Annotated in this window: 20 protein-coding genes; 3 read left to right on the top strand and 17 right to left on the bottom strand. The window is 61.6% G+C overall.

Annotation, left to right across the window (positions count from 1 at the left end; translation table 11 throughout):
- Positions 1–36: 36 nt before the first annotated feature.
- From HKD32_RS13240 to HKD32_RS13195, 10 genes are all read right to left on the bottom strand, one after another.
- On the bottom strand, positions 37–816 hold the full coding sequence (locus HKD32_RS13240; protein WP_157091161.1) for a hypothetical protein: 780 nt from the start codon (positions 814–816) through the stop codon (positions 37–39).
- Between the two features lie 130 nt (positions 817–946).
- Complete coding sequence (locus HKD32_RS13235) at positions 947–3,262, bottom strand: type IV secretory system conjugative DNA transfer family protein (RefSeq protein WP_194258217.1); 2,316 nt, start codon at positions 3,260–3,262, stop codon at positions 947–949.
- Between the two features lie 4 nt (positions 3,263–3,266).
- Positions 3,267–3,707, bottom strand: coding sequence for a hypothetical protein (locus tag HKD32_RS13230; RefSeq protein WP_194258216.1), 441 nt, complete (start codon positions 3,705–3,707; stop codon positions 3,267–3,269).
- Between the two features lie 11 nt (positions 3,708–3,718).
- Entirely contained in the window at positions 3,719–4,867 is a 1,149-nt protein-coding gene (locus HKD32_RS13225) for a secretion/conjugation apparatus DotM-related subunit (RefSeq protein WP_194258215.1), read from the bottom strand.
- Positions 4,864–5,358 (bottom strand): lytic transglycosylase domain-containing protein, encoded by a 495-nt coding sequence (locus tag HKD32_RS13220; RefSeq protein ID WP_194258214.1) that lies wholly within the window; start codon positions 5,356–5,358, stop codon positions 4,864–4,866. Before HKD32_RS13220 ends, HKD32_RS13225 begins: the two co-directional genes overlap by 4 nt.
- Complete coding sequence (locus tag HKD32_RS13215) at positions 5,355–5,774, bottom strand: hypothetical protein (RefSeq protein WP_194258213.1); 420 nt, start codon at positions 5,772–5,774, stop codon at positions 5,355–5,357. The genes HKD32_RS13220 and HKD32_RS13215 overlap by 4 nt, the downstream gene beginning before the upstream one ends.
- Entirely contained in the window at positions 5,771–6,019 is a 249-nt protein-coding gene (gene icmT, locus HKD32_RS13210; RefSeq protein ID WP_194258212.1) for an IcmT/TraK family protein, read from the bottom strand. Before icmT ends, HKD32_RS13215 begins: the two co-directional genes overlap by 4 nt.
- The gene (locus HKD32_RS13205; protein WP_194258211.1) at positions 6,019–7,185 is read right to left on the bottom strand and encodes a type IV pilus twitching motility protein PilT; all 1,167 of its coding nucleotides are present in this window, start codon (positions 7,183–7,185) and stop codon (positions 6,019–6,021) included. Before HKD32_RS13205 ends, icmT begins: the two co-directional genes overlap by 1 nt.
- Positions 7,182–8,180 carry a type IV secretory system conjugative DNA transfer family protein gene (locus tag HKD32_RS13200; protein WP_194258210.1) on the bottom strand — a complete coding sequence of 333 codons (999 nt, stop codon included), beginning with the start codon at positions 8,178–8,180 and terminating at the stop codon, positions 7,182–7,184. The genes HKD32_RS13205 and HKD32_RS13200 overlap by 4 nt, the downstream gene beginning before the upstream one ends.
- A complete protein-coding gene (locus tag HKD32_RS13195) occupies positions 8,173–8,625 on the bottom strand; it encodes a DotD/TraH family lipoprotein (RefSeq protein WP_194258209.1) in 453 nt (150 codons plus the stop codon). The genes HKD32_RS13200 and HKD32_RS13195 overlap by 8 nt, the downstream gene beginning before the upstream one ends.
- A gap of 143 nt (positions 8,626–8,768) precedes the next feature.
- On the opposite strand from HKD32_RS13195, the gene HKD32_RS13190 reads away from it, so the two are divergent.
- The 3 genes from HKD32_RS13190 (at position 8,769) to HKD32_RS13180 (ending at position 10,029) form a co-directional block, all read left to right on the top strand.
- On the top strand, positions 8,769–9,278 hold the full coding sequence (locus HKD32_RS13190; RefSeq protein ID WP_194258208.1) for a hypothetical protein: 510 nt from the start codon (positions 8,769–8,771) through the stop codon (positions 9,276–9,278).
- A 210-nt stretch (positions 9,279–9,488) separates the two neighbouring features.
- The gene (locus HKD32_RS13185) at positions 9,489–9,785 is read left to right on the top strand and encodes a type II toxin-antitoxin system RelB/DinJ family antitoxin (RefSeq protein WP_194258207.1); all 297 of its coding nucleotides are present in this window, start codon (positions 9,489–9,491) and stop codon (positions 9,783–9,785) included.
- The gene (locus HKD32_RS13180; protein ID WP_273498699.1) at positions 9,742–10,029 is read left to right on the top strand and encodes a type II toxin-antitoxin system RelE family toxin; all 288 of its coding nucleotides are present in this window, start codon (positions 9,742–9,744) and stop codon (positions 10,027–10,029) included. The genes HKD32_RS13185 and HKD32_RS13180 overlap by 44 nt, the downstream gene beginning before the upstream one ends.
- Before the next feature lie 42 nt (positions 10,030–10,071).
- Here HKD32_RS13180 and HKD32_RS13175 read toward each other — a convergent pair whose 3' ends face one another.
- From HKD32_RS13175 to HKD32_RS13145, 7 genes are all read right to left on the bottom strand, one after another.
- Positions 10,072–13,176, bottom strand: coding sequence for an ATP-binding protein (locus tag HKD32_RS13175; RefSeq protein WP_194258206.1), 3,105 nt, complete (start codon positions 13,174–13,176; stop codon positions 10,072–10,074).
- Positions 13,177–13,189: 13 nt separating this feature from the next.
- Positions 13,190–13,837, bottom strand: a complete 648-nt coding sequence (locus tag HKD32_RS13170) for a hypothetical protein (RefSeq protein ID WP_194258205.1) — start codon at positions 13,835–13,837, stop codon at positions 13,190–13,192.
- A gap of 6 nt (positions 13,838–13,843) precedes the next feature.
- Positions 13,844–14,275, bottom strand: coding sequence for a hypothetical protein (locus HKD32_RS13165; RefSeq protein ID WP_015074963.1), 432 nt, complete (start codon positions 14,273–14,275; stop codon positions 13,844–13,846).
- A 103-nt stretch (positions 14,276–14,378) separates the two neighbouring features.
- Complete coding sequence (locus tag HKD32_RS13160) at positions 14,379–14,912, bottom strand: hypothetical protein (protein ID WP_015074964.1); 534 nt, start codon at positions 14,910–14,912, stop codon at positions 14,379–14,381.
- Positions 14,913–14,922: 10 nt separating this feature from the next.
- Positions 14,923–16,116, bottom strand: a complete 1,194-nt coding sequence (locus HKD32_RS13155) for a hypothetical protein (protein WP_194258204.1) — start codon at positions 16,114–16,116, stop codon at positions 14,923–14,925.
- Between the two features lie 67 nt (positions 16,117–16,183).
- A complete protein-coding gene (locus HKD32_RS13150; protein ID WP_194258203.1) occupies positions 16,184–17,470 on the bottom strand; it encodes a DotG/IcmE/VirB10 family protein in 1,287 nt (428 codons plus the stop codon).
- Positions 17,467–18,444: a DotH/IcmK family type IV secretion protein gene (locus tag HKD32_RS13145; RefSeq protein ID WP_061500999.1), complete on the bottom strand. Its 978-nt coding sequence runs from the start codon at positions 18,442–18,444 to the stop codon at positions 17,467–17,469. The genes HKD32_RS13150 and HKD32_RS13145 overlap by 4 nt, the downstream gene beginning before the upstream one ends.
- Positions 18,445–18,454: the final 10 nt, after the last annotated feature.

The raw sequence follows: 18,454 nt of genomic DNA, 5'->3' as shown, positions 1-18,454 counted from the left end.
TAGGGCACGCAGTTCAAAATCGGCTGCCCTCAGAATTTATGAACCCTGCTTCTCGGTGAGATACGGTGAGATCTGGAGGTACGGCTTCATGACTTCTGGAAGCCCTGTCTGATAAAATCGAGGCAGGAACTCGTCAGAGTTAGCTATCATCTCTCGATGGAATCTCTGGGTGGGGTCGCGTCTTGAGAAGTCACTTGTGAAGATTTTGCTTGGGCCATTCTGCTCCACCTGCTTGTTAATGGCCTCGGTCGAAATTAATTTCGAAAAGATCTGGCGCCTTGCGACATCGAGAGCAGACTTAACCTCAGGTCCAAACAGAAATAGTGATCCCTCGCCATGCGAGATTAAATCATTTTCATTTTCTTTAAGTAAAAAGATACGATCCGAGTTCTTTTTATAATCGGAATATCTTTCTTCGTCGTCGATGTAGAAGCTAGCCGTAGGTGTTAGCTTGTGTGCAGCTACGGCCATTCTCAGAAACAAGTCGTATGTCTCAAACCGTTTTTCAAACAGTTCTAATCTATGTTTGTCCTCAGCGATGCGCTTTTGTCCGGCAGCAGTCTGGTGTTGTTGCCATCCAATGTAAGCTGTTATGAGGCCAATAACGAGCGCGGGTACTGCCTTGAAGACATCCTCATATTTGAGGCCCTGTGCGTGATCCAAGAAGATAGACGGGAAAAATAATACAACCGTCATCAAGACCAAGCATATCGTCAGAAAAGTGTCTCGGCTGCCTGTCATTTCATGTTTCTTGCAGTAAGAGGTTGCCCAGACAAAGCTTTCTCCTCTTACTACGACACTTGCAACCGTCGCCATCTCCTCTTTTTTGAGGGGCAGGTGATCTGTTCAGAGGCCAGATAGGCTCTATTGGTGCAAGCAAATTGCTTTCGACTTACGCTTAATGAGCACTTTCCAGCCGCCATTAAGCGTATAAGGGGTTTCTCGCCTAAGCCTGAAGCCTGTCCCCTATTTTGCGAAAGGCGGCCAAGATTTCCTTCTCGCTGGCCCCTTTTGCTCCGGGTGTATTGGCCGGTAGAGTTCTGAGGTGATCGCGGGTCGCCAGGACGAGCACAGCGCGCCGACGAGGCGTCCGACCGGTCTGACTGCCCACAAGCCGCTCCAGTTGCTCAATCTGCCCCAGAAACGCCCCATCCATGGGTTGCGCAGGCACAAGGCTTTCGTCCTTGTTGTCGTCGCGCTGGAAGCGTCCCCAGGCCAGCATCCCCGCGAACGGCGTGTTGCCTTCTCCATGGCCGTGAGCCGTGGTGGCCCGCAAGAAAGCCGTCAGATCGGTCAGGCTTGTACTGACATCGCCCATGAGGGCCTTGCTGTCCCGATGGTTTTCATTCGCGATCCTGCCAATCAGGGCAGCGACCGCTGGCGGGAAGGCCGAACTGGCCGTCTCGATCTGGAAGTCGCCGTTTTCCAGCGTTTCGACAATGCCCCATGTCTCGGCATCCGGATCCACACCATGGCCGGTCTTGGGAGAGGGCAGCATGACCGGACGGGCGCGTCGTACCTCGCCTGAGCGTCCATTGATGTCGGCAAAGAAGGTCTTGGAATGAATGACCCGGCCGCCGAACATCGTGACGGCCTCACCCTCGATCAGGCTTTGCAGATCGTTCCAGGGCAGGCGGGAGACCTCGCGGACCTCAGCGCCGGAGCCGTTGTAATATCCGTAGCCATCGTTCTCCACGCGGGTTGCCTGTGTGACTTCGACCTTGTCGGCCTGCTGTTCCAGCCATTCACGGGTCTTCATGGCATCCTGAAGCCGCAGCGCATGGGTCAGGTTCGCGTTGCCGAGAAGGGAGAAGGCCTTTTCGCCGATCCGGGCCGTCAGGCCGGGCAGATCCTGGAACGAGATCCAGAACATGCAGTTCAGGCCACGGCCCATGGCGAGCATCCGGTCCATGCCGTCCGTTACATAGGCGGCCAACTCATCGAAGAAGATTTGGAACGGCGCATCGCCGGCACCGGCCTTCAGCTTGAACACTTCGCTGGCAGAGCCGTGCAGCTTGGCCCCGAGAAGCTGGGCCATGACGCCGCGCAGCGAGGCCACGACGATTTTCCCCAGGCCCGCCAGACTGTCCGAGGAGTTCTCCAGAGACGGCAGGATGACGATCAGGATGCGGCGGTTCAGCACCACATCGCGCATGATGATGTCGGCCGTCTCGGCGCTGAAGATATGTCCGAGGCTGACGCCAAGCTGGGTGAAGACGCGCGAGAAATACATCTTGGCATAGCCGTGCTGTTCGGACGGCTTGTTTTCCTTCTGCGCGTTCCATTCCAGTGAGGAATCATAGCCGGGCAGTTCGCCGAGATACGCCTGAAGCGGCCAGAGCACATCGTCCGGGATGTCCTCAACCCTTCGTTCGATGGCCTGATTGGATCCGGGATTGCGGATAAGGAAGACCTTGTGCCGCGCAAGGGTGCCGATCCAGCGGAGGTCGGTGGCATAGCGGATCGCGTCGATATTGATGGGAATGCCGTGGGTGTCGCGCATCCAGACGAGGGCCGGAACCACCGTTCCGATGAGGCCGACAGCGCGGTCACGAAAGACGCCGTTGGAATCATTGGCCGACTGCTCGCCAAGCTGGCTGACCAGCATTTCGCGGATGGCATCAGCGTTTCCGGTGGCAAACGGATTGAACGTGTTGGAATCCCGCGTGCCGGAGGCGGCGAGAAAGTTCAGCGCCAGCACCTGATCATCGAGCCCGAACCGCCGTGCGAGGGCCAGCACATCGCCATAGACGGTGTTGTCGCCCTTGGCGTCCACGAGAATGCAACCGGAGCCATGGGCCAGGGCGTTCGTCATCAGGGAGACAATGGCCGTGGTCTTGCCGGACCCGGTGGTGCCCGGAATGGCCGCGTGCTGACGGGCCGCATCCGAAGACATCCAGAGCTGACGACGGGTGCGCGCCTCGGTGCCGAGATAAAGAATGCCGTTGGCCTGGCGGGGTTTGCGATCCTTGGGATTGAGATCGTTCGCATCCTTCAGCCCGCTGTAGCGCGGCATGTGGAGCGGAAGACGCTCAGGACGGAGGACAACCCAGGCTGCCACGGCCGGGGCCGCGAGGATCAGCGCGCCATCAATGGCAGGCACGAACCAGCCCAGACCGACCCCCACAAGGCCGAGCCAACCGGCCAAAGGCGAGCGAAGCTCCTCCTTCGTCTTTGTCCAGAACGGGCGGGTGTCGCGGTATGTCTTCCCCCGCTCAACCTGCTGGTGGCCAAGCGGTGCGCCAATTTTGCGAGCCGTCATGGCCTCAGTTCTCCAGACCGAACGGCGAGCCGGCCTGTGCTGGCGCGGGTGCTGGGGACGGCATTTCCAGATGGGCGGGCTGATGCAGCGCCTTCAGGATCTGCTGTGGTGCCGTGGGTGCCTGAGCTTGCGGCTGAGTCTCCAGCGGGCCGCTGGAAGGCAACGGCGGAAGAGGCGCAGATTCAGGCATCGCAGGCGCCGAGGCGTGCAGGCCGCCAAAGGTGTACAACAGACCTGCGCACACGGCGGCTGTCGCGGCAACCGGCAGAAAGCGGCGGATCCTGCTGACCGGAGCGGCCTGAGGTCCAACCGGGGCGATCTCGGCCTGAGGGGCGGCCACAGGCAGGGCTTGCGAAAAATGAAGATGGATCGGGGCCGTGCTCCCCTCCTCGATGTCGAGCGTGAGGGGTGCGTTCTGGCCATGCTGGAGAATGATGCGGGTCATGAAACTGTCCTTCAGGCGGAGCGGAGCGTGGAAAGGGCGCGATCAAGCACCGGGATGTAGAGGGGGCGACGCAGGCGCTGTTCCTCGGACCAGTGGGCGCGGGCGCCAGCGGCTTCGATCCGGGGATTGGGATGCACGTCTTCGTTGGGGTTTTCACTGGGGTAGCCCAGGGAGTGCAGGGCGTACCAAAGCGGCCGGTCGATTAGCTTGACGATGGCAAAGGCAGGCGGCGCCAGCACGCCCGCTTCAAATCTGGCATCGCACAGAAGCGTCATGAGGGCGGTCGTGGTCCATCCGTGACGGTCACAGCTTTGCGCGATCGTGGCCTGGACGTCAGGGTCTGCAAGGAAGTCCTGCGCGTCCTTCAGGACGTTTGCGGGCACCTTCAGGCTGACCTTCGGGCCGGTATCGCCATCAAGGCCTGCGTCTGCCAGACCTTCAGACAGTTGCCCGAGCAGGGTCATGGCCTCATCGCGACGCTTGAGTTTGTGCAGCGCAAAGGCGGCAAAAAGCACCTGAGCCGCAGGTGGGGTCGCGACGGGTCCGGCTGTTGTGTAGTGCGGGCCGAGCTGACGCTCGAACGCCTCCTGTGCGCAGACCTCACTGAAACTGCCATCAGCGGCTGTGGCAAAGCGGCTGCGCCACTCGTCGGCCGTCAGGGCCGGATCGGCCGGGAGGGGTGCCCCGGTGGACGGCGCAACCAGTCGGGTGATGCGGCGCTTGGCAAACCCGCGCAGGGTCGGAAACATTTTTGCCTGCACGGCAATCAGCCCTTCGAGATCGAGGACGGCCCGCAGCGCCTTGTTCTCCCCGAAGAAGAGGCACAGACCTGCGCAGATCCCGCCGACCAGGACGGCAACCCACCGAAGTTGCATCCCGACGATGGACAGGCCGTAATAGAGCTGAATCAGACGAATGGATGCCGGATGGTGCAGGGCCTGATGAAGCTGGAGATTCAGACGCGCCAGCTCTGGGGTCGGCGAGAGGATGCCGATCTGCCAGATCAGGGCCTCGCAGTAGAAGCGGCTGATCTGCGTGTGGAATGTTGACCAGACCATATAGGCCAGAACAACCATGCCCAACAGCGCAACACCGGCCAGCATCAGGGTGATTTCCCCTGACGAGCGCGTGCCTGAGGACCGCGAAGCTGTGCCACTCATGCCGGGTCTCCTTGATGGCTGGTGCGGATCAGGGTCTGGGAAATCTCGTAGAAGCGCTTCAGGTAGGCCGTGCCAAAACGAGGCGTATGGGAGTGATAGCCTGCGACGGCCTGCCAGAGATCGCCCCGGGCCTTGGTCATTTCCTGCCCGAGGATCCAGCCGCCCGCTTCAAGATTGGCGCAGGAATTGTTCCGCAATGCCGCGTAGGCGCGGGACGGGGTGGTGTGCCAGTGGCGCGCAATCTCGGGAACATGGATCGTATTGACCTGCATGGGGCCAAGGTCGGACGTGCCGTTGGTATTCTGCACGGCCTGACCGGGATGGCCGCCTTCGACATAGAGCAGGACCAGCATGACGCCCGCTGGCACATGCGCGTTATGAGCGGACTCCTTCAGGCAGGCCGCAATCTGGCGTCCGCCGTCGTCGGCCGAGGCAGCCGGGGCCGCCATGAGGGCCGCGAGGGCCAACGGAAAGAAAAGGCGGGTTTTCATGCGGCCTGCTCCTTCTGGACGGAGACAGGCTGAAGACGTGCCATACTGGCCTGCCAGAGGCCGGTCAGATCACACAGATTGATCTGACCGTTCTGAACCGGAAGCGCGTCCAGCACATCGAGCAGGCAGAGCAGGACCGTGACGGCTGACTGCGCGTCATGGTCGATGACGGTCACGCCGAGGGCGGCTTCAGGATCATCGACCAGCTTCAGGCCAAAGCCGTGCCGCGTCATTTCAAACCACAGCGCCTCGGCGGTGATCAGGAAGGCTGGCAGGAAACCGCTGCCGGACGCCGCGACCGTGCTGGCGCAGGGGGTTGAGTTGGTGGCATCGCGCAACAGAACGCTGAGGCCCTTGCGGTCGATGGCCCGGACCAGAACGTCTGACAGCAGGCCGATGGCAGGAGAGGCCGTCATCCGTAGCGCCTCCGCTTCCAGGTCGGCCGACCGGACCGGACGGGGCCGGTGACAAGGCGGCGGACGGTTCTGAGGGCCGCGGGCAGCGTCAGGCCAAAAAAGCTGATCGTTGCAAACAGGGCGGTCCCCAGAACGCCAATATACAGCGTCGTCCAGCTCCAGTACGTGACCGTCACGAGAAGCGGCAGACAGGCCCGGCCATCAAGGATGGCCAGACGGACAGGTTTTGCGGTTGCGCGCCACATCAGGCGTCTCTCCTCCAGGCCTCATTGGCCGTCTGTTCGGTGATCAGCCCGTCTTCCAGGGCCTTGCGGATGGCGACCGCGTAGCTCTGGCCGTCGCTTTCGATGGCCTGAGCCACGAGATCGGGCCAAAGCTCGCTCTCGGTGCGCATGAGCTGACGGCGCAGATCCTGATGAAAGGTCAGGTATTCGCGTACCGCGACACGGCCGCCGCCGACCCGATCCAACAGACGCTGGTTGATGACGAAACGCAGCGACTGCGCCAGAGCGCTGACGAGATTGTCCCGTTCGGCCCGGGGGCACAGCGCAATGGAGCGCTGGATCATGAGGGGGCCGTTATCGGCATGGATGGTGGTGGAGAGCTTGCCGCCCGTGATGGCGCAGTTGATGGCCGCTTCCATGGTCGGGCCGTCACGACACTCGCCAAGGACCAGATCCGAGTTTTCGCGGCGCATGGAGCCTTCGACAAACAACGGCGGCGTCATGTTTGGCGGTCGGATCTCCGTCTGGGTGATCCGGTTGCCGTTAGGAGGCTTGAGGCTGTCGAAAAGGAACTCGATCGGCTGCTCGCCCGTGGAGATGTTGCACGAGACGGTCGGATCCATCAGACGCTCATGGATCAGCCCGAACTGCAACGTGGTCTTGCCCGATCCGGTCGATCCTCCCGTGAGCACCATGCCGCTTCTGAGCAGGTTCGTGTCGCGGATCTCCTGCTCGACGCGCTGCTCATCCAGGCTCTTCGGCAGGGTCGGGATCGGCCGCAGGACAAGATTCATGCCCGGGCCGCGCATGGTCTGTACGGGAAAGATGTTGATACGAAAGCGCAGGGACTCACGACGGTTGAGCGTCACGCTATAGGCCGTATCGAGCTGAAGGCTGATCAGGACGCGCGCCGAGCCGTCCGCGCCATAGACGTGATCCACGATCTGCTTGAGATCCAGCGATGTCGTGGGGTCCATGGTGGCGTAGCGGTTGCGGCCATGAACCGTGAGCGTGGCACGGTGTCCGGTCAGCAGGTCGATGCGCGACGCGCCGAGGCCATGCGCCCATTTCAGGAAGTCATCGAGACCGGGTGCATGTTTCCGGGCTTCAGCAACCCACGGGTACTCGCGCTTCGCCCGTTCGTGTACCCAGGTTTCGGTGTCGCGCAGTTTGAGGACGGCGCTCATCGGCAGTCCTCCGGATAGGCGACGCGGGTGCGGGCCTGGAGGCCGGGCTGTCCGGTGATCCGGATGACACGGTCGCCAAGATGCAGACTGTCGCCGCCGCCCACGGCCTGACGGTTCTCGAACACCACGCGTGGCTCTTCGACGCGACCGGCCCGCAGAAGCACGCGGTAGCGGGCCATGCCCGTGATGTCGCGCTGAAGACGGGAGAGATCGGACAGGTAGATCTCATCTGCCACCTTTTCTCCGGATGCCCAGCCCTCAGCCACCCAGTCGTTCCAGTGCCGCACTTCCTTGTCCGTGTGAGGCAAAGCGGATGAGGCCGGATGACGTGGCTTGTTCCAGGAGCGGACGAGATAGGTCCGCCAGTTCGGTGCGGCGGACGTAAGCTGTGCCTCTCGGGTAATCTCGAAGACGCAGCGGCTCTCATGGGCAATGGTGCCGGTATCATTCAGGGCAAAGGCCATCTGCGCCTGACTGACGATCGGGGGCTGCATCAGCGTCTGACCATCACCGACCGGCAGGACGAAGGGGCGGAAATCGAACGTCGTGTCGAGGATTGGCTCGTTGTGGCGCAGCATTTCATTGATGGCGAAAGACCGCGCTGCCTGTCCGCCCTGTGCGCCGTAGGTCAGCGCGGCCTGCCGGATCTGCTCGCGTCGGCCTGGCTTGAGGTCGTCGCCGGCTTCATCGTTCGGTCGCGCATCCTGCAAGGCTTCGAGAGACGGTGGGGCCTCGCCGCCTGTGATGCGGTCGAGCTGAAGCGCGCCTGTCACCGGGGTGTTGGCAGGATTGCCGAGGGCCTCATCATTGGTGTTGACCTGATCCGCGCCCGGTTCAGGCGGGTTGGGCATGGACACGAGCGTTCCGCTCCGGGCTGGCGGAGGAAGGGAGCTTGTGGACGGCATAATGGTGCCGGTGTCGGCCGCACCTGCGAGAGACGGGAATGCGAGGAAGGCAGCCGTTGCGAGGCCGCAGAGCAGGGCGCGATCAGCCATGGTACGTCACCGAGATTGCGTGGGAGAGGGGATCGACAGAGACGGTGGCCTGATCTCCCGCCTGCTCGCCGAGCGCGCGCAGGTGGTCAATCACCGGGGCCACGGCATTGATCTGGACAATGACCTTCCGGTGGGGGCCGAACGTGGTCACGCTGTAGCCGATGTCTTTGCCGAGCTTGCGGACCGCAGGCTCAAGTGGGCCTTGCCAGACAAACCAGACCTGACGCTTGAGGTCAGCGGGCAGGCCGGGGTCCGGGGTCATGGGCGGCGGGGTCGGGCGCAACGTGCCGAGTTGGGCCAGATCCGCGTCGGTCGTGGCAATGGCGCGTTGCAGCGCAAGCTCGGGATTGGCCATGCCTGTTGTCGCCACAGGCTCTGGCGGTTTGGTGGCGCAGGCCGAGAGGGCTAGCAGAAGAACGGGTGTCAGTAGGTAGTGGTGTCGCATGGATCCCTCCAGATGTTGGAAGGATCATCGCGGCTCGATCTGCGACTTAGACGGAAAAATTACTGTTCACGCTCCAATATGTGGGCGTTACATAACGGGCACAGAGATACGACAGTGTGCGGCACCCGATCAGGAGACGGTGGATGAAGTATCGAGCAATGTGGACAGCAGTGGCCGTTCTCTCACTCAGTTCGCTCACGACCGCAGCAAGCGCGGCAGACTCCGCTGGTGTCACCGCCTTTATCCGTGATCGCCACCTCACGCGTTACAGCGTGGCACTTTCCGACCTGAATGGTGACAAGCAGTCTGAGGCCCTGATTTATGCCATGGCGACGACTGTTGGTAACGGTCAGGCTGACCTATGCGGCAGCGGCGGTTGTACCCTCTATGTCTTGTCGCTGACGCCAACCGGGTATCGTCTGGTAACGAGCATTTCGGTTACCCGGCCGCCCATACGCGTACTATCCAGCACGACCCATGGCTGGCACGATCTTGGTGTGTCTGTCGCAGGCGGCGGTATTACTGCCAGATACGAAGCGCGGCTCCGTTTCGATGGGCATCGCTACCCCTCCAATCCGACCGTACCACCCGAGACCAGGGCGACTGGCAAAATCGGAAAAATCATTATTGAAAGCCTGCCGGAAAACAGGTGAGTTCCTACCTACGACCTATTAGTCAGAAAACCGCACGGGAAGGGGCTCTTATTTCCTTGTATCCGTAAAACATTTGTTTTAATTTTGTTTTACAACAGTGACGGATCCATAAAATCAGATTTTGGCCCGGTGTAAGGTGATGTGATCCTTGTGAGATCTGCCCCCGAGAATTGCCCTTGAGAGATGTTGAGTAGAGAGAGTCCCGACTCCATGCCCCAGATCACTGCAAACACAGCCCATTTCGGAATGCGGCTTGAAGCCGATTTCAAAGAAGAGTCCTTCAGGAAGGTCAAGGAACTCGGAACGACGCCTGCTGACCTGTTTCGGGACGTTCTTGAATATGTCGTCAGAAACAACCGTCTGCCGATCCGCAAGGAAGTCGTGAGCGATGATGACGCCGTTCTTCTTGATCTGGTCAAGAAACGCCTGAAGAACCCGGGGGAAATTATGAGGAACGTGAACCTTGACGATCTACTCTCTGGACATCCCGGACGTCGTAAGGGATGAACTGTACGCGCTGGATTACAGCGTTGCGGAGCGGTTCGTAAAAAAGCTCCGCAAGATCCTGCATAACCCGCATGTTCCAAAGAACAAGCTTCGCGGTTTACCGAATTGTTATAAAATCAAACTGCGTGATGATGGCATCCGTGGGGTGTATCAGGTCCACGATCAGGAGATCACGGTTCTTTTGATCGCGGTCGGCAAGCGCGACAAAAGTGCCGTTTACGAAACTGCTAAAGACCGATTGTAAAAGGAGGGGGCCTTATCCCCCCTCTTTCTTTAATCGTGCGTCTTACGCAGCGGCCCGCTGCTGCTCATCCATGGCCTCAAGGCGCTCGTACAGGCCGCCTGCAATGCCCTGTCCTGACAGGATCTCATCCACCAGAGCGTCCATGACACCCTGCTGAGCCTGTTCGTCCTGAAGAAACGAGCTTTTCATCGCCAGGGCCTTGCGGCGTGCCAGTTCCTTTTCCGCACTCCCGCCTGGAAACACGATGGCAAGGCACCGCAAGGCGCGGCTTGAGGGCATCCGGGCAAAGAGGCGAGACCGCAGAGCGGTATCGTTCGGCGTGCTGGAGAAGGCCCAAAGTTCAATGGGGCCGAGCACGTTGACCAGAAGCTGCTCATATTTACCCTCGGCCGCGTTCATCACCACGAAGAACGGCGCACCGTTGCGGCCTGGACCGGGCAGGCGGTTGCGCACCACATAGGCGCTGGCAGGCGTCAGCTTGAAGTTCTCGATCATCTCGTTGGCCTCGCGCTCGTCTCCGCATTTCAGGATCCAGCGGGCCGTGGACTGCCCTACGAGATCGGCGCTGAAGTCACCGCTGCGCTGGCTGATGAACGAAAGCTGCACATTGTGCTTACGGCCTTCACGAACGTCGCGGATCGCCTGCTTATCGACCTGCGGGGCCTCCTTGGGACGATGCCATTCTTCGAAATCGAGGCGCTTGATCGTCTCCTTCATCTCGGTGAAACGGCTGCGATGATACTCCCGCACGTTGTCCGGCATGACCGGCAGATCTGCATATTCCGGGTGCAGGAAGAAGTTCCGGCCGATCAGGTAACGGCCGAGCATGTACATCAGGGCCGTCTGCCGGTTTGCGCTCTCTGACCCCTGAGGCGCGACACGGGCCAGATCCAGCACGATGATCCGGGCGTCGCCTAAATCCAGCTGGGTCGGCTCGGAGAGCGTCGGATATTTCTTGATCGCCGCCATGATGTAGCGTTCGAACGCATCAATGAGCGTCTCGTGCGTAGGCAGGACGATCTTGGAATAGCGATTGAAGATTTCCGGCGCGCGGGCCGCTGCAATCAGATCCTGAAGAACCGGAACGGCATGACGTTGGGCAATCCCCGCCAGACGATGCTCGCCCGCAGCGATCAGGGCCGTCACAACGTCACGCCACCAGGTCGGATCCGCGCTGTCGAGATCGCCTTCGGCCGCAGCGTGGTGCGGGAGCTGGAGGCCGAGGCGGTGGATAGCCTCATCCACCAGAGGCTCGATGCCTTCGCGGTAGTGCTTCGGATTGCCGCCTGCAACACCCGTGCACTGACGATAGGCCTCCGCAATCACGTCGCCGACGAGCTGGTCCATCCCTTCGAAAGGCTGACCATCAAGGGGTGTGGCCAGCAGGGACACAAAATTGTCGATGGCGACCTCTTCAAGCGGCAGCGGATACTCCAGGCCCACCTGAAGGTCGAAGATATTGACCTCAAAGCCGGGTGCCATCTGCATTTCCACGAAGATGGCCTCATGGGCACGATCCGGCCCGAGCGCGTTGCGGACCATTTCGATAAAGCCGAGAGACGCATGGCCGATGTCCAGCTTCGCCAGCAGCGGCAGCTTGACGCCATTATTGCCCATGGCCGCAGAACTCAGGAGCAGGCCGAGAAGAATGGTATTTCCAAGCACCGTCTTACCGCTGCCTGGAGGGGCGACGATGATATCCGCGATATGCTCACGGACACCGCCGCCAGTCGGATCGAACGGCCAGATCCCACCATCGGGCTTACGAAAGAGGATGGACCCTTGCGGGAAGGGGGAGGCGCTTCGCATCCACGGCATCATGCCCATGGCATCCCCCAGAGGCGCAAGAGCCGGGGTGGCCGTGGAACCCAGAGAAAGCACCGGCACCGACCCCATGGCGGCCTCAAGCGGATCACCCGGCACACGGGTGGTCTTGCAGCCGCCCCAGCTTTCGAGGCCCTGAGATAAATCGGCCGCACGGCGACGCAGTAGCTTGTCTTCGCCGACCGGTGCCCAGGTGCTGGCGGTCATCCGCATCCGGACGGAATTATGGTTTTCCGTCTCGCGCATCCGCTTGATGGCCTGAAAAGCCCGCGTGATGTCTTTGTTCCCGGGAAACATGCCGAGCATGGTGGCCCCTGTTTCCTTGATGGCGAACGCAGCCTTGCCACCGCCTTCGAGGATCATGGAACTGCGCCAGGGCAGACGCTTGCGGCCCAGAGTGTTGAGCAGTTCCGAGAACGGGCGCGGATCCTCGGGGCCGAGAAGCATGTCCACGGGGGCATAGGTGTAGTCACCGACCGTCACGAGCTGGCCGCCCTGATTTTCGGCATCCGCGTTGAAAATCTGATCGCGCAGGGAGGGCCAGAGCAGGTTTTCGGTCTTTTTGCTCTGTTTTTCGTCATCCGGAAGACGCGGCATGACAGGATCGCCCACCAGCGTGGGCTTCCAGCCGCTTCCGGCCGTCTCTCGGTAGAGCGTTTCACGCGCCAGGGTGATGGACTCATCGGCCCGTAGCAGCGTTGTGGAGATGCCGAGATTGGACATGCTGTCCTGCACACGCGCCACAAACGCATCATGTCGGCCTGCCATGAGTTCGGAGCGCAGGGTAAAGCGCTGACCGCTCCCCGCTTTTGGCCACGCCTTGACCTGCTCTTTTCGTTCGGCCGCCACCTGCTTCTTTTCTTCGCGGGTCAGAACGGCCGGTCGGGTCCACAGGATGTAGCAGGCATCCTCCCACCGCATCACCTGAGGCCATCGCAGGCGGCGCTCATTGATGATGTCGTGGAAGTCAGCGTTCATCATGCGTGAAATCTGCTCGCATCCATTGAGCGCCAGCAGATCCACGGCGACGCGGGCCTGATCCGGGTCGGAGATATACCAGCCTTCGATCACATGACCGGTGCCTTCGAGCAGGCCCTGAAGTTCGATGCGCTGCTGTTCGGCGACGGCCTCCACGTCTGCACGCGAGCACATGGTGCGCAGACCATTCACGCGCAGAACCGAGACATACTCGCCCCGGAGTGTCACGAGCCGGTCCTGATGGACGGCGTCCGTATGATTGGTCTCGACGTCGCAAAAGGATTCGAGGGGCTGACGAAGGAAGAGGCTCGCGCTGGCAAGCAGTTCGGTCAAAAAGCCAGACATTGGAAACTCCGCGTCAGGATGGGATGAGGGCAAGGGCCTTGTCGAGGAAGGCGGGATAAACGTCAGCGCCAGCGTCAAGCAGCCTGCCGGTCGGCAGAATGCGCAGGCCTGCGCGGAGGAGAGCGAGATTGCGTTGGACGGCCTCATCGGCGCTGCCACACAGGCGCATGGCCGTTGTGATCTGACGGATGGAGCCGGATTGCAGGCGATGCTCGGCTTCCGCACGTCGGGATTCCAGCAGACGCAGCAGCGTCATGGGCGTCCGGAAAGAGGGGGAAAACTGCGTGCCAAGCAGAGGGTCCGGAATGGCCTTCAGGAGGGTGTCCCAGAACTGGATGTCAGACTGACCCTGCTGTCTGGCCATCAGGCGGAGCGTCTGGTGGGCGGTGCGAGCAAGAAACATCAGGCGCGACTGGGACATTTCCGGCCACCAGACCAGCATGGCCTCGGCGTCGATGGCCGCACGCGATGTGTCCTGCAGGAGGTTGCACACCTGGCAGACCCTGAGACCGGCCCCTGAGGAGGAACCAGTCCAGGGAAGACCTGCACCGGGCGACGGCAGACCGCAGCACGAGCAGGTGAACGAGCCATCCGACCCGTCTTTCCCGGGCCGGATCTCCTGGTCGAGACCAGGCTGGAGGAAGAACGGATCGGAGGTCATGTCAGCTTACTGGAACTGGTAGCTCTTGGCGGTATTGCTGATTTCAGCATTCCCGTTGGAGGCCGTGTTCGCAGAGTTGTTGATCCACTTCGGGCCTGTAGCCGCCACACCGGCCAGAACGAAGCAGACGACGCCGGCAATCGCCATGCCCGGGCGCTTGGTCTCTTCCTTCTGGGACTTGTAGAACAGCACGATACCCGTCACGAGCGCGACAATGGCCAATGCGTAGAGGGCTGCGGCAGAACCGACACCGATGGTGTCCGTACCTTCCTGCGCCATGTTCTGGATCTGATGGCCAAGACCGTTGCTGGAGGCCGTACCCCCTGCGGCAGCAAGGGCGGTGCCAGCCATCACCATCGGCAGCATGGTTGCTGTCGCGACGGTTGCGCCGATCTTGGTGAGCGCGCGGGAAGAAGACGGGGCTGTCTGGGATGTCATGAGTTGTTTCTCCGTTGTGAGGGACAATCCCCTCTGCCAACCAATCTGACCGCGTGATCTGCGACTGAGGCGGGCGAGGGGTCTTTTTTTTCGTCAGCCCGTTTCAGGGCCAGAAAGAGAGGATCCAGGTGGCGTCCTTGACGGGATTGAGGAGCATGACGCCAAAGACGTATTGGATGCCGCAGCCAAGGCGCTCGCGGTTTGAGCGTCCTCTCTGGATGGCAAACCAGGTCAGGACGGCGAAGAAGCACGTCCAGGCCCCGAACATCTGAAAGAACAGGGCAAAGTCCTTAACGATCGCGAGGATCGCGTCTTTGGGGCCGGTACCGGTGATCAGACTGTCCGCCGTACTGTAACTGGTCGCCGCGTCGCCCAGAGTGACCTGCACGTCGGTTCCGGCCGAGGCCGTGCTTTTGGTAAGGATGACGTTGAACGAGGCGAAGACACCGCACAGGACGAGCGACAGATAGGGCAGCCACGGCTTGTCCTGCAGCGCCTGGATGGTCGGGTGGTAATACTGATAGATCCCGACCAGACTGAAGATCAGGCAGCTCACGGCCGCAGCATAGCAGGCCGTGGGCAGAAGCCAGCCCATGGCAACGGCGATTTCATGGACGAGATTGACAAGGCCTTCCATGCTGGCCTCCTCAGTTCAGGTCGCCATGAGCCGTATGCAGAACCCAGGTGGCGCCCTGCTGGCTGATGGTCAGGACTGCGCCGTAGCCGGGAATGACCGTGCCAACACCAACCTCGAACTGACGGGCCTGTCCGCTTGGGGCCGCGCTGTCTTCGATCATGGCGAGCTGCGGGGAGGCCGCAACGATCCGGTAGTGATGAATCCAGGCAGGCTTTGGAGCCGGGCCGGCCACGGCGGCCGGAGCGGGTGGAGCGTTCGAAGACGTCGGGGCCGCAGCCGCAGGCCTGTTCATGGCAGCACTCAGGGCCGCACGCGCCTTTTCGGCTGCGGCGTGGGCCTGGGCGGCCTCATCCGCTCCGGAGTTTTCAGCACCCGTGACGGCGTGATTGGCTTCAATCAGGGAAATCCGGCGTGTCAGATCGTTCAGGCGGTCTTCCTCAGCTTTGCTGCGCCCTGCCAGAGATTGCCGCAGGCTCTCGACCTCGCCCCGCTCACGTTCGATGACGCGGGCCTCTTCGGTGACGAGCTGAAGCACGTCGATCTGCTGCTGGGTCGCCATGGGCGCGGCCTGGAGGGTCTGCGCTGTCTTGACCGGATCGGCAGGAGGTGGGGGCGGAGCAACGACCGGGGCGTCAGTCCGGGGGGCGTCAGTCTGGGCTGGCGCAGACTGCGATGCGGCTGACGGCGTGGCAACGGCGGCCGCAGGCGGCGCTTTCGGGGCGGTCGCAGAGGCGGGCGGGTTCGCCGCAGCTTTCGGGTGGCCGAGGGTCTGCATTTCCGCAAGATCGGCGGTTGCAGGAGGGGCCGCCACCGGAGCTGGTTCGGGGGCCTGAGCCACGGGCGGTGCCGACTGATCCATGCCGACCTCCTGACCAGGCGCAGAGACAGGGTGTTGGTGGTGCCCGCTGGCCGCCAGAATCCCCACGAGCAGGACGCCGCAGATCCCGAGACCCGAACCGCCGTAGAGCTTCTGGCGGGGTGTCAGTGCCTCGTAGCGCGAGATCAGGGGCGTGAGAAAAGAAGGGGAGCCGGATGATGCCGGTTCGACCGTGTGACTGTCAGCGTGGGCCGTTGGGTCGGCTTCGTGACCGTCCAGATCGTCCGCCACGGTGTCGTGCTGAGAAGGCAGCGGGGGAGCGGCCGACGCGGGCTCCATCCGACGCGGCGTGGTTTCGGTGTTCAGGTGATGAACTGTGGAACTCATAAAAAAGATCCTTCTGGCTGAGACTGCCAGAAGGATCGGGGAACGATCTGCGACTGAGTGCGGAAATTCAGGGCTTATCGACAACGGGATCCATGAACATGACGCCGACATTCACATTGGCGGCCAGAATGATCCGCGAGCGGGTTGGCGTGTCCTGTGTGAGGGCGCTGTTGACGGCCGAGGCGGCACTTCCTGCGGCGACGCCGAGCTGCTGGCCCATGTTCAGACGCTGGATATAGTTCATGCCACCCAGAGCGCTGTAGCTGCCGGAAACGTTCGATGTCGTCTCGATGGCCTGGCCGAGGCCCTGCACGAATGCAGCCGCTGCTGGCATGACGAACCGCTGGAAAATCAGGGGATCGACGCTGGAGGCGACACCCTGCTTCATGGTGTCGGGAGCCATCACCACACCGTTCGTTGCCAGATTGCGGCCCTGATGAATGATCTTGTTGACCTGCACGACCAGGAGCTGCTCGTTTCCGGGTGCCCTTGCGACAGTCGCAATCATGCGGTCGCCGGCGATGGGACCGCTATCGGCCTCAAGTACGATCTGACCGGACAGGTCGCTGTCCGTCGCAGTGACGGTATGGGCATAGATCCCGCGACCGGCAGGAATCAGAGCTGGCGGAGCTGCCGTATCGTGTGAGGCCGTGGCCGCTGCGGATGCGCCCGTTGCCCCACGCGTGGCCATTGTCTTCTCGGCCTGAGGCTGGCCGTCCTGCTCTGGCTTAAACACGGCTTCCTGAAGATCCGAGACAGGGGGCCGGGTCTGAAGTCCGCTTTCGATGCGCGCGATTTCGGCGACATAGCGGGCGCGGCGCTTTTCACGCTCCTGCTGCTCGGCCTGAGAGGTTTCGCCATTACCAGAAGAGGAATAGGCCGGATCGGTCTGCACAAGCGGTGCCTGCGGTGCATTTTCGATATGCGGCGGCGTTGGCGGCGGTGCAGGAGGGGTAATCGGCTCGTTGTACCCGACTTCCTGCGGCTGACCATGCGCGCCGTCATAGGACAGGACGGCATCTTTCTTTTCGCCCTTGTCGGCACGCGCAACGGCCGGTGCCAGATCCGGCGTGTAGGACTGGCCAGCGCCTTCGGACTTCTGCGCGGTTTCGATGTTCTGCAGATGACGCAGACGATCCTGTTCCGGATTGGTGTTGGTTCCAGCGGGCAGAGCGTTCATCTCTGCGATCTGACCCGGGTCTGACTTGGGCATCTGCTTGGTCTCATGATGTGAGACGACAAGCACCAGAGCGATCACGGAGACGGCCGAGGCGCCGAGCAGGACCAGGCGGCGGTTTCCGCCGCGTGTCGCGCTCGACAGGACGGATTTGAATTTAGGAAGCTTCGGCATCATGGCGTCATGTCCTTGAGAGACGCGGACACGGTCCGACCGGAATCCGACAGGAGAATGTAGGGGGTCTGGCGGAAGGCATAGAGGGTGTAGCCGTCTTCACCGCGCTCAGAACTGTCCCAGGCAGGCGTCATGAGCGCCAGCCGCGTGCGGATGTAGAGTTCATTGCCCATCCGCCACGCCCGCACGTCATCTGGGGAGAGACCTTCGACGCTCTGGGGAACGGCAGAGGCCGGAGCGATCCCCGACAGCATGGCGTTCATGAAGGGCTCTGCCGTGCCAGGGGCGGCTTCCGGTCCCATTTCCTGTTTGGCGTTAGGGCCGTCTTCGTTCACGCGCACTGTCAGGTTGTCGTCATAGGTACCCCGACCGGCCAAAAGCAGGAACGAGATCGGCTTGATGGCGCCTTTGAGCGTGACGAGCAGGCCACCACGCGGAGACAGCGACAGTGGCTCGATGTTGATGGTGTTGCTGCCAGCATAAGGAACGCAGGTGTAAAAACCCGTGGTCTGCACGGCAGGGGAACCCCCTTTGCCCCCGTCAGACGAGCAGTTCTTCAGACCATCCGGATTGGCGGACGTGCTGGTCGTGTTCCACGCAATCGGCCAGGGTGCTCCGGAGCGATCCACGAAAGAGACGGCCGTGGGATAGCCCTTGGTCGTGAAAATCAGCGATGTCTGCTGGCCGGGTGCGAAAGACACGCGAATGGCCGGGCGGCTTGTCGGAGCCGCGACTTCCGTAGCGACATCCTCACGCGCTTTCTGGTTCTCCTTGAGACGGTTGCCGAGGCGACGGATCATCTCCGGCGTCAGGGGGATGGCTTCATCTTCGGCGGCCTGCTGATCCTGTTGCTCGGCAGAGAGAGGGGGAGACGCTGGTGGGGTCTCCGGACCAGGGGCGGCCGACTGTGCCAGCGCGGTGAAGGGCATGAAGCCCATGAGGCCAAGAAGGGCTAACGAAAAGGAACGGGTTTTCATGGCACGGATC

The organism is Gluconobacter japonicus, assembly GCF_015244665.1.
In the GTDB taxonomy this organism is placed as follows: domain Bacteria; phylum Pseudomonadota; class Alphaproteobacteria; order Acetobacterales; family Acetobacteraceae; genus Gluconobacter; species Gluconobacter japonicus.
Note: the sequence above shows the minus strand (reverse complement) of the source record. Positions and strands in the feature narration are given on the sequence as shown.